Source organism: Martinezella multihospitum, assembly GCF_900094585.1.
Classification (GTDB): domain Bacteria; phylum Pseudomonadota; class Alphaproteobacteria; order Rhizobiales; family Rhizobiaceae; genus Rhizobium; species Rhizobium multihospitium.
In genome coordinates, this window is the sequence record NZ_FMAG01000004.1 from 416318 (window position 1) to 430602 (window position 14285).

14 protein-coding genes are annotated in these 14285 nt (G+C 59.4%); 7 read left to right on the forward strand and 7 right to left on the reverse strand.

The annotated features are described in order from the left end of the window. Window positions 1-14 precede the first annotated feature (14 nt). From GA0061103_RS18080 to GA0061103_RS18100, 5 genes are all read right to left on the reverse strand, one after another. Window positions 15-617 (reverse strand): 2-hydroxychromene-2-carboxylate isomerase, encoded by a 603-nt coding sequence (locus GA0061103_RS18080; RefSeq protein ID WP_092713487.1) that lies wholly within the window; start codon window positions 615-617, stop codon window positions 15-17. Beyond that, the gene (locus tag GA0061103_RS18085; protein WP_092713489.1) at window positions 601-1194 is read right to left on the reverse strand and encodes a TetR/AcrR family transcriptional regulator; all 594 of its coding nucleotides are present in this window, start codon (window positions 1192-1194) and stop codon (window positions 601-603) included. Before GA0061103_RS18085 ends, GA0061103_RS18080 begins: the two co-directional genes overlap by 17 nt. A gap of 39 nt (window positions 1195-1233) precedes the next feature. Continuing rightward, window positions 1234-2277 carry a ketopantoate reductase family protein gene (locus tag GA0061103_RS18090; protein ID WP_092713491.1) on the reverse strand — a complete coding sequence of 348 codons (1044 nt, stop codon included), beginning with the start codon at window positions 2275-2277 and terminating at the stop codon, window positions 1234-1236. Continuing rightward, window positions 2274-3518 (reverse strand): acyl-CoA dehydrogenase family protein, encoded by a 1245-nt coding sequence (locus GA0061103_RS18095; protein ID WP_092713493.1) that lies wholly within the window; start codon window positions 3516-3518, stop codon window positions 2274-2276. The genes GA0061103_RS18090 and GA0061103_RS18095 overlap by 4 nt, the downstream gene beginning before the upstream one ends. Window positions 3519-3632: 114 nt before the next feature. Then, a complete protein-coding gene (locus GA0061103_RS18100) occupies window positions 3633-4733 on the reverse strand; it encodes an LLM class flavin-dependent oxidoreductase (protein ID WP_092713495.1) in 1101 nt (366 codons plus the stop codon). A gap of 474 nt (window positions 4734-5207) precedes the next feature. Here GA0061103_RS18100 and GA0061103_RS35065 point away from each other — a divergent pair, with 474 nt between their 5' ends. Next, window positions 5208-5378, forward strand: a complete 171-nt coding sequence (locus tag GA0061103_RS35065; RefSeq protein WP_167376605.1) for a hypothetical protein — start codon at window positions 5208-5210, stop codon at window positions 5376-5378. Between the two features lie 28 nt (window positions 5379-5406). On the opposite strand, the gene GA0061103_RS18105 is transcribed toward GA0061103_RS35065, so the two are convergent. Next, complete coding sequence (locus tag GA0061103_RS18105; protein WP_092713497.1) at window positions 5407-6036, reverse strand: TetR/AcrR family transcriptional regulator; 630 nt, start codon at window positions 6034-6036, stop codon at window positions 5407-5409. A gap of 145 nt (window positions 6037-6181) precedes the next feature. Between GA0061103_RS18105 and GA0061103_RS18110 the strand changes: the two genes are divergently transcribed. Next, window positions 6182-8221 carry an NADH:flavin oxidoreductase gene (locus GA0061103_RS18110; protein WP_092713499.1) on the forward strand — a complete coding sequence of 680 codons (2040 nt, stop codon included), beginning with the start codon at window positions 6182-6184 and terminating at the stop codon, window positions 8219-8221. Between the two features lie 342 nt (window positions 8222-8563). Further along, complete coding sequence (gene gfa / locus GA0061103_RS18120) at window positions 8564-9136, forward strand: S-(hydroxymethyl)glutathione synthase (RefSeq protein WP_092713503.1); 573 nt, start codon at window positions 8564-8566, stop codon at window positions 9134-9136. A 337-nt stretch (window positions 9137-9473) separates the two neighbouring features. Here the strand turns inward: gfa and GA0061103_RS18125 are convergent, their stop codons facing one another. After that, the gene (locus GA0061103_RS18125) at window positions 9474-10265 is read right to left on the reverse strand and encodes an SDR family NAD(P)-dependent oxidoreductase (protein WP_092713504.1); all 792 of its coding nucleotides are present in this window, start codon (window positions 10263-10265) and stop codon (window positions 9474-9476) included. Between the two features lie 428 nt (window positions 10266-10693). Here GA0061103_RS18125 and GA0061103_RS18130 point away from each other — a divergent pair, with 428 nt between their 5' ends. The 4 genes from GA0061103_RS18130 (at window position 10694) to GA0061103_RS18145 (ending at window position 14144) form a co-directional block, all read left to right on the forward strand. Next, the gene (locus tag GA0061103_RS18130) at window positions 10694-11959 is read left to right on the forward strand and encodes a flavin-containing monooxygenase (protein ID WP_092713506.1); all 1266 of its coding nucleotides are present in this window, start codon (window positions 10694-10696) and stop codon (window positions 11957-11959) included. A gap of 84 nt (window positions 11960-12043) precedes the next feature. Continuing rightward, the gene (locus GA0061103_RS18135; RefSeq protein WP_092713508.1) at window positions 12044-12457 is read left to right on the forward strand and encodes a RidA family protein; all 414 of its coding nucleotides are present in this window, start codon (window positions 12044-12046) and stop codon (window positions 12455-12457) included. Between the two features lie 15 nt (window positions 12458-12472). After that, window positions 12473-13144 carry a DUF1028 domain-containing protein gene (locus GA0061103_RS18140; RefSeq protein ID WP_092713510.1) on the forward strand — a complete coding sequence of 224 codons (672 nt, stop codon included), beginning with the start codon at window positions 12473-12475 and terminating at the stop codon, window positions 13142-13144. Between the two features lie 49 nt (window positions 13145-13193). After that, window positions 13194-14144: a LysR family transcriptional regulator gene (locus GA0061103_RS18145; RefSeq protein ID WP_092713512.1), complete on the forward strand. Its 951-nt coding sequence runs from the start codon at window positions 13194-13196 to the stop codon at window positions 14142-14144. Window positions 14145-14285 lie beyond the last annotated feature (141 nt).

Genomic DNA, 14285 nt, shown 5'->3' on the forward strand with positions numbered 1-14285 from the left:
TCTGCGGCACTATGTCAGGCCACCAGCTTTTCACCCGACAGATGACGTTCCAGGAAGGGGAGGCTATCCTGCCCCCAATAGAGTTCGCCTTCGTAGCGGAAGGTCGGAAGGCCGAAGACGCCAGCTTCCTTTGCAATGTCGCGATTGCTACTCCAGAGTTCGGAGATATCTGGAAGCGCCGCGCGCGCCTCGAGCGCTTCACCGTCAAAGCCCGCGGCGTTGGCAATCGCCTTTCGCACATCGGCGTTGCCGATATCCGCGGCAGTGCCCCAGAAAGCGTGTTGCAGCGCGCGGGCGAGGGCGACCCAATCCTGCCCTTCGAGCTGAGCCGCCAAAACGAGAAAGCCGGCGGGTGTCGGATCGGACAGCGCGGAGCGATTCGTAAGGTCGAGCCTCTTGCCGCGAAGCGCAGCCCAACGCTGGAGATCTTTCATCCAGTATGCGCGGCGGGCGTCGGGGCGATCGCGCGAATAGATCGCGCCATTTTCGACGATCAGCGGAATGAGGTAGGGGCGGATTTCAGCGCCGGATCGCGCTGCGACTTCGACAAACGCATCGAGGCCTATATAGGCCCACGGCGATCCGATCCCGAAGAAGTAATCAATGGTTTTGGTCATAAAGCTTTCCTCCAGAAGGGATGAATTGGCCAGTTGCCATATCGAAGACGGATAACGCACAATCGCGTGCCACGAGAACAGCATGGGGATCACGGCCGACAGCAACCGTCGCCAGTGCCCCTTCGTAAAGCAGTGACATGTGGGCGGCGGCCTGTTCGGTGGAACACCGGGCGGCAGACATGATGGAGCGAAAGATGTCGCGCACGGCATTCTTGTGCTCGCGGGCAATGGAGACGACGCGCTCGGAATCGCCGTGCTCGGCAACCGCCAACGCAAAGGCGCAGCCGCGAAATTCGGGGCTGTCGGCCTTTTCAAACAGGCGTTCGAAAATCAGGGCGATCTGGTCACGCGGCTGTAGCGTAGCCGCGGATGTGACTTCTTTGAGCTGGAGAAGGACGCGCTCGTGGCGCTCCGTCAAATAGGCCGCGACAAGATGATCCTTGGACGGAAAATGTCGATAGAGGGTGGCTTTGGCGACATTGGCTTCGTCGACGATGCGGTCGATGCCGACGGCACGAATGCCTTCCTTGTAGAAGAGGGTGCCAGCGGTGGTCAGGATATGCTCGGATATTTTCATTGCGTCGGTCCGGATGCCTTCACATGCGTTATTTCGGGACTAGCCCGTCTGATGTGCTTTCGGCCTCGAAGGAATAGGGGTGGAGAAAGACAGGTAGTTCTCGGCAAGCCGGCGCAGACTAGCGAAAGGAAGGAGCGCCGTGAAGCCACCTTGTTGTGCCGCCGATCCGGCAATTTCCTGGGCGGCACGGTTATAGGGCGTCGCTATCCCATGCAGACGCCCGAGAAGAGTGATTTCGCCGTTGAGGTAGTCGACTTCGCTTGAAGCGCCGCGGGTGAAACTCTGCCAGGTCGATTGCTGTCCGGGCCGAATGCCGGAATTCTCGGCGATCTTCCAGTGCGCTATGCTCACCGTGCGTTCCGAGGGAGATGCGAATGTGTAGCCCGCCGCCTCAAGAACGGTCTCAGCCTCCTCGACAAGGGCGGCACTGAACGCTGCTCGTGCGTCTTCCCCACCGTCGAAAAGCTCCAGCACATTGCGCACATTGTGAAGAAGCTTGGCTGCCTTCCATCGCTTGATATCGCTGGTCGTCTCGGCGATGTAATCCGACCGGCTAAGATCCAGGGCGACCTTGGCCGCCGTCTCGTCGGTGTCGTGCGGATAGCGACCGATGGTCACGATCGCCACCTGCGGGTCGCCTCCGACCACGACGTGGCCGGTTTCCGTAAAGCGTGCAGGCGTCAGGATGCTGGCGCCGTAGATATTCGGAAAAAGCCTGAGAGCTGCCGCCTCCGTTGCCAGGCCATTTTGAAACGTGACGATCGGCAGGGCGGAGGTAGTCAGTCCCTCCGAATGGCCGACTGGCCGCCAGGCCCAGAAGGCGAGGGCTTCGGCAGCATCTTGTGATTTTACGGTCAGCAGCAGGATATCGTCCCGGCGCAATGACGGTGGCTCCGCAGTGTCGAAGGCTTTCAGCCGGATCTGCCTTATGCCGGAGGGCCGATGGTAGACGAGGCCGTGCTCGATGACATGTCTGATCTGGGCGCCGCGTCCGACAAGGACGTAGTCTATACCTGACAGCTCAAATTGCGCGGCAAGGCTCGCGCCGACGGCGCCTGCTCCAATGATGATGTAGCGCGTCATGCCCGCCTTCCTGAAATGGCATTCAGAAGCTCTCTTGTGTCGCCTGCTTGCCGGGGCGCGGGGGGTGCCGGGTGTGCCTTTTCCCCCGAGAAAGGATGCAGCGGCTCTTCTGCCTTTGGGCTCCATCTGTCGCATGCCGCGCGACCGAGAATCGAAACCGAGGTGTCTTCCTGGGGCGCGTGAACAAGAACCGATTGGATATCGCGGAAATGCCGCTCGATCCCGAGATCGCCGTTCAGGCCGGGGTTGCCGAGCGTGCGAACGGCGAGCTGAACCGCGTCGCGTATGTTGCGAGCCGCAAGAAGGCGAGCCCTGATCAGCGCTGCCGGCTCATCCAGCGAATGGTCAAGCGCATTGAACAGGATCTGCCTTGCGCCGCCTACGAGCAGGTCGATCTCGCCGGCTGCGGAAATGAACCTTTCCGTTCTTGCGATCGGAACGCCGAGATTGGCGGGTATACGTTCATGGCCGAAGCGGATGAATGCCTCCTGGGCAGCTTCTGCGGCCCCGAGATATATGGCGGTCAGCGCGACGGAAGCGGCCGCGTGGGCGCGGTTGTCCTGCGTGCCGACGGAAACGTCGACCAGATCGAGGACGTCTTCGAGCGGCACCTCGACATCTTTGAACTCGACATCGTGCGAGCCGCTGGCCCGCATTCCCAGGCTCTTCCAGTTTTCGATCACTGTGATACCGGGAAGCTCAGATGGAACGACGAAAGTGCCGACCCGCTGCGGTGTTTCATCGGTGCGCGCCCAGACGAGGAAATGGGTCAGACCGAGTGCGCCGGTCACGAAACGCTTGCGCCCTGAGATCGACCATCCATCGGCCGTACGGCGCGCCAATGTGTCAGGAAGCCCGCCCCGTGCGGGAGAACCAAGGTCGGGCTCGACCCGTGCCGCGTTCAGCAGGATCGGGCGATCGCGTGCGTCGTCGAGCAAACGTCGATAAAGCGGCTCCGGCCACTTGCTGCCCGCTGCCTGTCCGAGATGGGTGAATATGGTCATCGCGCTAATCAGGGCGACCGAAGGATCGCCGCGCCCAAGAGCTGCAAGGATACGTCCGACATCGGCAATGCCCGCACCTTTCCCGCCGAACCGTGTTGCCACCGCACTTTCGAGAAGACCCGCGGCATGGACAGCTTCGATGCCAAGCCAGGGAAAGGCGCCCGATGCGTCTGCCGCGGGTGCTGCGGCAGCAAGCTTGCGGGTCACATCCGCCAGATCGATGGTGCTATAGGACACTTTGTATCAGCCTTTTTGAAGCAGCGACGGACGCCACGCGCGGGCTTTGCCGCGCGATGGCTGATTTTTGCAGGTGTAATCCGATGGTATTTGCTGGTGCGTGATGACAGCGGATCAGGCGACCGCTTGCCGCGGTGCTCCTCGTTCCGCCAGATCCGCCCTGACGAGCGGCAGAATATAGCGGCCGTAGTCGATGGCGTCGTTGAGGTTGTCGTAGCCTCGGATCGAGATCAGATCCGCGCCGAGATCAACGTAATCGAGAATGGAATCCGCAATCGTTCTTGGCGAGCCAACCAGGGCGGTGGAGGCACCACGCGCATTCGTCGCCGTCACGGTCGGGTACCAGAGAGCCCGATCATGCACATCGCCGCGCGAGGCGATCTCAAGCAGGCGCTGAGAGCCGGTATTCTGCGGGGAAGGAGCGGATGGCGGAACCTTGCCAAGGCCTTTTGCGCGATTTTCCTTCAAAAGGTCGAGGGTGCGATGCGCCTTGGCCCAGGCAAGCTCGTCCGTCTCCGCAACAATCGGACGGAACGTCACCCAGATCCGCGGGCGGTCCTTGCGACCGGCGCGCGCCGCTTCTGCATGGATCCGGTCGATTTGCTGCTTGGTTTCTGCCAGCGGCTCACCCCATAGGCCGAAGATATCAGCAAGCGCGCCGCCGATGCGATAGGCGTCGTCCGATGACCCGCCGACCGACACCGGGATGGTGCCATTCACTGGACGCACGCGGCTGTGGAACTGCTTGAATTGATAGTAGCGGCCATCGAAGTCAAAGGGTTCGCTCGACTGCCAGACGCGTCGGAGGATGCGGATATACTCCTCCTGCCGTTCGTAGCGCTGATGCTTGTCGAGGAAGTCGCCTTCCTTAGCCTGTTCTTCATCGCTCCCACCGGCAATGAAATGGACAACCACGCGCCCGCCGCTCAGCTGATCGAGCGTCGCCAGCGATTTGGCAGCGACCGTCGGATAGATCGTATTCGGGCGAAGGGCGATGATGATCTTGATGTTCTTCGTGTGCGCCGCCACGGTCGCGCCGATGGTAAAGGGGTCGAAGGACGCGCTGTCATAGGGGATGAGGGTGTAGTTGAAGCCGTAATCATCGAGCGAACGGGCATAGCGCTCGATGAATTGTGGGTCGAGGGCGGGATTTTCGAGAGGGTCGAGCTCGGTCGAGGCATTTGGAAAGGTGACGCTGATGAATTCGGTCGGCATGTCTATGTCCCTATGGTTTGCTTCACCGGATTGTGGACAGGATGCTAGCGTTACCGGAATGCCGCAGAAAGACAGGTCGTTCTTTTTCTACAAAATTTGTAGAATATTTATGCTTTGAATGCGGCCGACCGAGAAGCTGAGGTTCTTGTGAGGTTTCGACAGATAGCCGCCGTTAGAGATCCCGCACTGCTGGGGTTCGGGAAGCCCGTCGCGCGCGGCGCGGACTTTGCCACTCTCAATGAGCGCGTGAAGCGCACTGGAATGCGATCGTCGCGGCTGCCGACCCACGGATATGGCCTGTCTCGCAATAAGAGGATCGACGACCGCATGATCGAACGTTTCTCGGGCAGAGCTTTCGTCGCAGACGCGCCCTTTTGCAAAAACATTCCGCCGCTCTCGCCAAGATTGGGTACGGCTCTCTCCACAGTAGTGCAGTGAACAGTAGATTTACGGCATTAGATTTGAGGAACCAGAATGTCCCGTCAGGCTGCCAATATCATTGATTTTCAGGCCTATCGCGATATCCGCGAGAAAACCTCAGCAGTGGCGCCGTCTGTCGGCGCAACTTGGCCGGCCCAGCCGTTTCTGATGTGGGTGCCCTTCGTCGGTTTCATTCCTGTGGTGCCGTTCGGCAATCAAAGCTAATGATGCCAATTTTTTCGATTCTGTCATCCTAGCCTGGCTTGTAAGCGTGGCGGGCGAAAAAGCGATCCAGCTCCCGCTGCTGCGGAATCTGGCCGGTATAAATCGCGATATATTCCGGAATGCGCTTCATTCGGATGGCTATATCTTCCTGCGACTGCATCGAGATATAGCCGATCTGGACAAGATAGGTCGTTCGCGCACGAACATCGGCGGAAGCCGGCTCCAAACCGAACCTCATGAACATCCGCGAGAGCGCCTCCACCCGCCTCTGATCTGCCTCACGAACTTCCTTGAGGATATCCGGAGACTGCAAGGCCCAACTGCGCACTGCGAATTCGAACTGGGAATCGAACAAGTCCTTGTTCAGCCAGCAATCAAAGACATTGAACATGGCCTCGACAAGCGAGTCCGCATATGCCTCGGACTGCTTGACCAGATTCCCGGTATTCTTGTCCCGCCATTTTCCTACCAGGGCTTCGAGGAGTTCCTCGCGGTCTTTGAAGAACCAATAGAAGCTCGTTCGCGACAGTTTCAGCTTCTTCGCCAGCGGCAGGATTTTCACGGAATCGATACCGGAATCGATCAGCAACGAGTAGGCGGCTTCCAGCCACCCCTCCTGCGATCCCCGCCAGCCGCCGTCGTTTACACTCTGATCCATCGTCGTTTCCTAGCAAATCGGCAAAAGTCGCACAATGGAAATGTACAATAGTGTCTGGAAAAGCGACCTATGTGTTTTCCGACATTGACACATGTGTACATTACTGTTTAGCGTCCTGCTGCATTCCTAATCCGGAGCCCGGCATATGTCGAACGATCCTCTTCTCCAACCTTATCAACTCAAGCATCTGACGCTGCGCAACCGCATCATCGTCACGTCTCACGAACCTGCATATCCCGAAGAGGGCATGCCGAAGGAACGATATCGCGCATACACGTTGGAGAGAGCGAAGGGTGGCGTGGCCCTGACCATGACGGCGGGTTCAGCCGCCGTATCCAGGGACAGTCCGCCGGTATTCAACAACCTGCTCGCCTACAAGGACGAGATCGTTCCATGGATCCGGGAGATGACCGACGCAGTTCACGAGGCGGGAGCGGCAATCATGATCCAGCTGACGCATCTCGGCCGGCGCACGCGCTGGGACAAGGGAGACTGGCTGCCCGTGGTATCGCCATCCCATCACCGTGAACCGGCCCATCGCGCATTTCCAAAGAAGCTCGAAGACTGGGACATCGAACGCATCATCAAGGATTTTGCCGACGCCGCCGAGCGCATGAAGGCAGGCGGGATGGACGGCGTCGAACTTGAAGCCTACGGCCACCTCATAGACCAGTTTGCATCGCCGCTCACCAACGAACTCGACGGCCCCTATGGCGGCGGTTCTCTCGAAAACCGCATGCGCTTCTGTCTCGACGTCTTCAAGGCGATGCGGGAGAGGGTGGGGGACGACTTCATCCTCGGCGTCCGATACACGGCGGACGAATGTCTTCCCGGCGGTACCGGCAAGGCGGATGGCCTCGAGATATCAAAGCGTCTGCGCGACAGCGGATTGATTGATTACCTCAACGTCGTCCGTGGCCATATCGACACCGATCCCGGACTTACCGATGTGATTCCGATCCAGGGAATGGCCAATTCGCCACATCTCGATTTCGCAGGCGAGATTCGCGCCGCGACGAACTTTCCGACGTTTCATGCCGCCAAGATTCCCGATGTGGCAACCGCGCGTCACGCGATCGCCGCGGGAAAGGTCGACATGGTGGGCATGACGCGCGCCCACATGACCGACCCGCACATCGTCCGCAAGATCATCGAGAAGCGTGAAGAGGACATCCGTCCCTGCGTCGGCGCCAACTACTGTCTGGACCGCATCTATCAAGGCGGCATGGCGTTCTGCATTCACAATGCGGCGACCGGCCGCGAGCAGACGATGCCTCACATCATCGACAAGGCGGAGATCCGCAAGAAGGTGGTCGTTGTCGGTGCGGGGCCGGCGGGTCTTGAAGCCGCACGGGTAGCAGCCGAGCGCGGACACGACGTCGTCGTGTTCGAAGCGGCGAACGATCCCGGTGGTCAAATCCGTCTCACGGCGCAGAGCGAGCGCCGCCGAGAGATGATCAGCATCATCGATTGGCGCATGAGCCAATGCGAGAAGCTTGGCGTCACCTTTCATTTCAACACATGGGCTGAGGCCGAAACCATCACGGCTGAAAATCCCGACGTAGTCATTATCGCGACCGGCGGTCTGCCGCATACCGATGTGCTTTCGAAGGGAAACGAACTCGTGGTTTCGTCGTGGGATATCATCTCAGGAGACGTGAAACCGGGATCGAACGTACTCATATTCGACGATGCCGGCGATCACGCAGGTTTGCAGGCAGCAGAATTCCTGGCGAAGGCCGGAGCGAAGGTCGAGATCATGACGCCGGATCGATCCTTTGCTCCCGAAGTCATGGCCATGAACCTCGTTCCCTACATGCGTTCGCTGCAGAAGCTCGATGTAACTTTCACGGTGACGTTCCGGCTGGAATCGGCCGAAAAGAACGGCAATCAGATCGTCGCCAATGTCGGAAGCGACTATGGCGGCGTTTCCAAACAACGTGTCGTGGATCAGATCGTGGTCAATCACGGCACGATCCCGCTCGATGAATTGTACTTCGAGCTCAAGCCGCTTTCGCGAAATTTGGGCGAGACCTCCTACGACCAGCTTTTGACGGGCGAGCCACAGTCGGTCACCCGAAACAAGGAAGGCCGATTCCAGCTCTTCCGGATCGGCGATGCTGTGGCTGCACGCAATACGCATGCTGCGATCTACGATGGCCTGAGGATCGCAAAGGACATCTAGCGCGGAACTTCTTCTACCTTGGTGCCGATGAGGCTGCCCGGCGCAACTGTGACGCCGGTGCCTTCATTGAGGATGGTTGCGGACTTCCGGAGCTGTTGATGAACCAGGAAGCCTCCGAAGTATTCCTCGCAGACGGTTTACGGCCAACGGAACTCAAGAATGCTTGCGGGCCTGCAGGCATCAAGCTTAAATTGCGGATGCAGGAAGGCTGCGGCCATTCCTGCTTCTTCATGTCGACGTTCATGGACGATCATCTTCGCTGCCATGCTGGAAGGCTGGCGAAATGAGCGACTGCAGCTTGGCCGGAGCATTCCGCCCGGCCCAGGAGGGAGGAGAACATCTATGAGTAGCATCAATATCCATCCGGTCGTCGATTCCGGATATCGGGCGAGCGACGCCAGCTTTGCAGGCGGGACGCTCGTCTGCAACTGCGCAAGCAACCCTGTGAAGGTGAAGGTTAGCGACGATATCGCGCACAATCACGCTTGCGGCTGCACGAAGTGCTGGAAGCCTGCGGGTGCCAACTTCTCGGTCGTGGCGGTAGTTCCGACGGACAAGGTCGAAGTTCTGGAAAACGGCAACAAGCTCGCGGTGGTCGATCCGGCTGCCCTGATCCAGCGCCACGCCTGCAAGGAGTGCGGCGTCCACATGTACGGGCCGGTCGAACGCGAGCATCCATTCCAGGGCTTGTCGTTCATCCACCCCGAGCGCTTCGAAACCAAGGGCTGGGCGTATCCGGGCTTTGCGGCTTTCGTCTCCTCGATCATCGAAAGCGGTTTCGATCCTTCGAAGATGGATGAGGTCAGATCGAAGCTGAGATCTTCCGACCTTGAGCCCTATGATTGCCTGTCGCCTGGCCTGATGGACTATATCGCGACCTGGACGGCCAAGAAGAGCGGCGCTCTGCCTGCATAAAAGGTCAAAGGCGACGCCAGTTCGGTGGAAACCGTTCTGGCGCCGCCCAGGCTTTTGAGGCACTCACCGGGGCGTATTTGTCAGGTCGCCACAGGTTTGCGCCCCCGTGTCGTGTTCGAGCTGGGTCTTCGAAGGGCTCGGGACTGCCTTGAATCCTTCGATGAAACCCCCGGGTGCTATTTGCGCGGAACGACGTTCGCATGCGATACGCCGGAAAGACTGGGAGTGGCCAGCTATTTTGCGTCGGCACCAATGATATCGGGAGCGCGGTTTCCGCCACTCACGTCATGCCAATCAGCCCGTCCGCGTCAAGACTCTGTTCGGTATCGCGCGCCAGTCAGAACGCGCTCTTCACAACGCCGCCATCGACCCGCAGCGCCGCGCCATTGGTGGCCGAAGACAGCGGGCTTGCCACATAGGCGACCATGGTTGCGATTTCTTCGGGCGTGGTGAAGCGCTTGATCAGTGAAGTTGGTCGGATTTTCTCGAAGAATTCGGCCTCGAATTGCGCGAAGGTCTTTCCTTCGGATCCGGGTAATGCGGCGACAAAATCCACGACGCCGCGCGACTTCGTTGGACCGGGCAACACGCTGTTGACCGTGATCGCGGTGCCGGCAACGGATTCGGCGATACCGCGCGCTACTGCAATCTGGGCCGCCTTGGTCACGCCGTAATGCACCATCTCGGTGGGAATATGCACGCCGCTTTCGCTCGATATGAAGATGATGCGGCCCCAGTTACGCTGGCGCATCGACGGCAGATAAAGACGGGCGAGACGAACGCCTGAAAGCACGTTGACATCGAAGAAATGCCGCCAGTCGGCATCCGGGATCTCTTCGAATGGCTTGGGTTCGAAGATGCCGAGATTGTTGATCAGAATCTCGACATTTGGAAAGCGTTTCGTGACCGCATCGGCGGCGGCCTCAGTTCCGAGATCGCCGGCAAATCCTTCAACGCGGCCGCTTCCAATGGCGGCGAGTTCGGCGACGGCGCGATCGACCGCATCTTGGGTTCGTCCGTTGACGACGACATGGGCGCCTTCGCGAGCGAGAGTAGCTGCGATTGCATGACCGATGCCGGCGGTGCTGCCGGTGACGAGAGCCAGTTTGCCGTTGAGTTCGAGGTTCATGAGAAATCTCCAATGAAAGGCACAGCAGATGGAGTGAGCATAAGGAGCGCGTTATCTGGGAGGGGCAGCATCGCTGCATTTGGCGTCGCCACCCTACGGCAGATCCGGTTGGCGGGCCAGCCCACCTTTCTTGGTAACGATCGTTGATCCAGAAGGCTCGCGAGATATGACGATCAGCGCATCATCCGCGTGTGAAACGACCACACCGAATTCCCTCGACCGAAAGTGAGTTCATGCCGTCGCTATTTGTTGGTTACCGCTGGCTTCGATCAGATCGCGAGTGCTTTGCCGGCGCCAGCATCATACGCCGATGCTTAGCGCCAAGCTAAGCATTGCGAAATGAAAACGTAATTTTCTGTCCAGGGCAGGTGCACTACAGCTGCGATAAGAAACCGCACAAAGCCCGGAATTGGGAAAAGGACGCAGCTATGTCAGTTGAAATCGTGGACACTCTGGTTGTCGGCGCCGGCCAGGCTGGAGTTGCCATGAGCGAACATCTGAGCAAGGCTGGTGTCTCTCATCTTGTGCTTGAGCGCAGCCGGATTGCCGAGCGCTGGCGCTCGGAACGATGGGATTCTCTGGTTGCCAATGGTCCTGCGTGGCACGACCGCTTCCCTGGAATGGCGTTTCCCGATTTGGATCCAGATGGCTTTCCGTCAAAGGAAGCGATTGCCGATTACTTCGAAGCTTACGCAAAGCAGATCGATGCTCCTATTCGCTGTGGCGTAGACGTGAAAAGTGTCGAAAGACACGTTGGCCGCCCCGGCTTCCGTGTGGAAACGTCCGATGGTGTAATGGAGGCGCAGAACGTTGTCGCCGCGACCGGCGCTTTCCAGGTTCCTGTCGTTCCCGGTCTCATTACGAACGCGCCGGATATCGTGCAGATGCATTCGACGAAATATCGCAATCCGGACCAATTGCCAGCGGGTGCCGTTCTCGTTGTCGGCGCGGGTTCGTCGGGGACGCAGATTGCCGAAGAACTGCTTCTGGCGGGACGGCGCGTCTATTTGTCCGTCGGTCCGCACGATCGCCCGCCGCGCGCCTATCGCGGCCGCGATTTCTGCTGGTGGCTTGGAGTTCTCGGAAAATGGGATGCCGAAACACCTGGTCCTGGCACCGAACACGTGACGATTGCTGTAAGCGGCGCGCGCGGCGGCTACACGATCGACTTTCGCCGCCTGGCGGCGCAGGGAATGACCCTGCTCGGCCGCACGGTCTCCTGTGATGGGACCAGGTTGAACTTTTCTGATGATCTCCCCCAAAACCTGGCGCGGGGCGACGCCAACTATATGGCGCTTCTGGATGAAGCCGATGCATATGCGGTGCAAAACGGCATCGAGCTGCCGGCAGATCCGGAGGCCCGCAGGATCGAACCGGAGCCGGATTGCGTTGCCAACCCGATCCTCAGCCTCGATCTGGCGCAGGCCGGCATCCGCACGATCATCTGGGCGACTGGCTTCTCTGCGGATTATAGCTGGCTCAAGATGGATGTCTTCGACGAACGTGGCCGTCCGAAGCACCAGCGTGGCGTATCGCCCGAGCGTGGTATCTACTTCCTCGGTCTCCCATGGCAGTCGCGCAGGGGATCGAGCTTCATCTGGGGTGTCTGGCACGATGCCAAGCATCTCGCGGATCGCATCTCGACCCAGCGCAAGTATGACGAATACCGCCCCTCTGGCCACAAGGTCGGCTGACAGCCGGCCTCAGCAAGACGTTCTGCATTCGCCTCAAGCCACCGTAGCAAGAAGCAACGTTTCTCAATTCCGGGGAATTCGAACATGTCCCATACCCGCATTCGCAAGTTCAATACGAAAGACACCTATCCAGAGCAAAAGCTGGACAATGACCTTTGCCAGACGGTTGTCGCCAAGGGCACGATGGTCTTCGTGCGCGGCCAGATCGGTCAGGATCTCGATAGCTCCGCCAGCGTCGCCATCGGCGACGTCACGGGCCAGACGGAACAGGCCATGGCCAATATCAAGATGCTGCTGGAAGAAGCCGGCTCGTCGCTCGATCACGTCTGCAAGATCACCATCTATATTGTGGACCCGCGCTATCGCGAGGCCGTCTACCGTGTCGTCGGCAAATGGCTGAAGGGCGTCTTCCCGGTCTCGACCGGCATCGTTGTCTCGGCGCTCGCCCGTCCCGAGTGGCTGGTGGAAGTCGACGCCATCGCCGTCATTCCCGAGTAAAGGTATCGCGACCCCATGACCTTCTCCATCGCCGCCCGCTGCGCCGACACCGGCATGTTCGGTATAGCCATCTCCTCCTCCTCGCCGGCTGTGGCAGCGCGCTGCTCGCATACCCGCGCCGGCGCGGGCGTCGTAGCCAGCCAGAATATCACCGATCCGAGTCTGGGCATTTCGGGTCTGGAGATGCTGGCAGCGGGCGCAACGGCGGATGTGGCTCTGGCGCACCTCGTGGCGGCGACGCCTTTTGCCGCCTATCGGCAGCTGGCCATCGTCGATACACGCGGCAATGTTGCCGGTCATTCCGGCGAGCGGACGCTGGGTGTCCATGCGATGGCGAAGGGAACGGGCTGCATTGCCGCCGGCAATCTGCTGGCGAGCACCGATGTGCCACAAGGGATGATCGCGGCATTCGACGCTGCCAAGGGCGACCTGCCATCGCGGCTTATCCAAGCCCTCGTTGCTGGTCTTGAGGCGGGCGGAGAAGCGGGGCCGGTGCGCTCTGCCGGGCTGAAGGTCGTGCGCGATGTCGCCTGGCCGGTCGTCGATTTGCGTGTAGACTGGCATGATCAGCCGATCGCAGCCTTGCGGGATCTCTGGTCCGTCTATGAGCCGCAGATGGAAGATTATATCAGGCGCGCGCTCGATCCGAGTGCCGCTCCGTCCTTCGGCGTTCCCGGGGATGAATAACGCGCCGATCGTTGCTTGTTCTTTTGGCTAGCGGATTTATAAAGGTGCGATGAGATACACGCTCCGCCAGATCGAATATTTCATTGCGACTGCGGAGACGGGAAGTATCACGCTCGCATCGGAGCGGCTGAACATCTCCCAACCATCGATTTCGACGGCGATCACCCATCTGGAGACGGAGTTGCAAACGCAGCTCTTCGTGCGTCATCACGCGAAAGGGCTTTCGCTAACGCCGGCCGGGCGATTGATGCTGGTTGAGGCGAAGCGGCTCGTTGAGCAAGCGGAGAACATCTACACCGTCGCTTCTGAAGTGAACGATAAGATCAGAGGTCAGCTGTCGCTTGGCTGCATGGTCACACTGGCTTCGATGATCATGCCGGAGCTTTCGCACTCCTTCACGTCTGCCTTTCCTGAAACTCGCATCATTCAGACGGTCAGCGATCATGAGGAGCTGCTGGAAAAGTTGCAGCATGCCGAGATCGACGTCGCGTTGAGCTATGACCTTCTCATTCCCGAAGGGTTCGACTTCGTACCATTGGCGACGCTGCCGCCGCACATCCTTGTCGCGGAGGCGCACCCTTTCGCGCGTTATTCTTCCATCAGCCTTGACGAACTCGTCGATGCACCCTTGATCCTGCTGGATCTGCCCATCAGCCGTGAATATTTCCTCGGACTGTTTGCGAAATCGGGCGTCGAGCCGACTATTGTCATGCGTTCGGCGCATCAGGATATTATCCGCACCATGGTGGCAAACGGCTACGGCTACACCATCGCTAATGTCCGGCCCCGCTCGCAACTCGCGATGGACGGCCGGCCGGTGGTCCGTGTTCCAATCTCCGGTGGTCAGAAGCCAATGGTGATCGGAGTCATCACGCTTAATCAGAACCGCAAGTCACGGCTGATCGAAATGTTTCAGCAGCACTGCCAGTCCTTTGTGTCGGATGCCTATATCCCAGGAATGGTTGCGCCCACCATGGAGCGGCGCAAGGCGCCAGACTGATCCGACAGCCAAGTTTTTGACGAAGCGCCGCCTCGGAAAAAGATCATTTCTCTGCGCTCGGCCGGGTGCCATGATTGATTGCAACCGCTTTTGCGGTAATGGTCTGGCGGTCTTCCGTGGATTGCCTGTGCAGAGATATCT

What these genes read in the sequence shown, in the direction of transcription:
- GA0061103_RS18080 (WP_092713487.1), bottom strand. Translation starts at nt 617, where the DNA reads ATGACCAAAACCATTGATTACTTCTTCGGGATCGGATCGCCGTGGGCC.
- GA0061103_RS18085 (WP_092713489.1), bottom strand. Translation starts at nt 1,194, where the DNA reads ATGAAAATATCCGAGCATATCCTGACCACCGCTGGCACCCTCTTCTAC.
- GA0061103_RS18090 (WP_092713491.1), bottom strand. Translation starts at nt 2,277, where the DNA reads ATGACGCGCTACATCATCATTGGAGCAGGCGCCGTCGGCGCGAGCCTT.
- GA0061103_RS18100 (WP_092713495.1), bottom strand. Translation starts at nt 4,733, where the DNA reads ATGCCGACCGAATTCATCAGCGTCACCTTTCCAAATGCCTCGACCGAG.
- GA0061103_RS35065 (WP_167376605.1), top strand. Translation starts at nt 5,208, where the DNA reads ATGTCCCGTCAGGCTGCCAATATCATTGATTTTCAGGCCTATCGCGAT.
- GA0061103_RS18105 (WP_092713497.1), bottom strand. Translation starts at nt 6,036, where the DNA reads ATGGATCAGAGTGTAAACGACGGCGGCTGGCGGGGATCGCAGGAGGGG.
- GA0061103_RS18110 (WP_092713499.1), top strand. Translation starts at nt 6,182, where the DNA reads ATGTCGAACGATCCTCTTCTCCAACCTTATCAACTCAAGCATCTGACG.
- gfa (WP_092713503.1), top strand. Translation starts at nt 8,564, where the DNA reads ATGAGTAGCATCAATATCCATCCGGTCGTCGATTCCGGATATCGGGCG.
- GA0061103_RS18125 (WP_092713504.1), bottom strand. Translation starts at nt 10,265, where the DNA reads ATGAACCTCGAACTCAACGGCAAACTGGCTCTCGTCACCGGCAGCACC.
- GA0061103_RS18130 (WP_092713506.1), top strand. Translation starts at nt 10,694, where the DNA reads ATGTCAGTTGAAATCGTGGACACTCTGGTTGTCGGCGCCGGCCAGGCT.
- GA0061103_RS18135 (WP_092713508.1), top strand. Translation starts at nt 12,044, where the DNA reads ATGTCCCATACCCGCATTCGCAAGTTCAATACGAAAGACACCTATCCA.
- GA0061103_RS18140 (WP_092713510.1), top strand. Translation starts at nt 12,473, where the DNA reads ATGACCTTCTCCATCGCCGCCCGCTGCGCCGACACCGGCATGTTCGGT.
- GA0061103_RS18145 (WP_092713512.1), top strand. Translation starts at nt 13,194, where the DNA reads ATGAGATACACGCTCCGCCAGATCGAATATTTCATTGCGACTGCGGAG.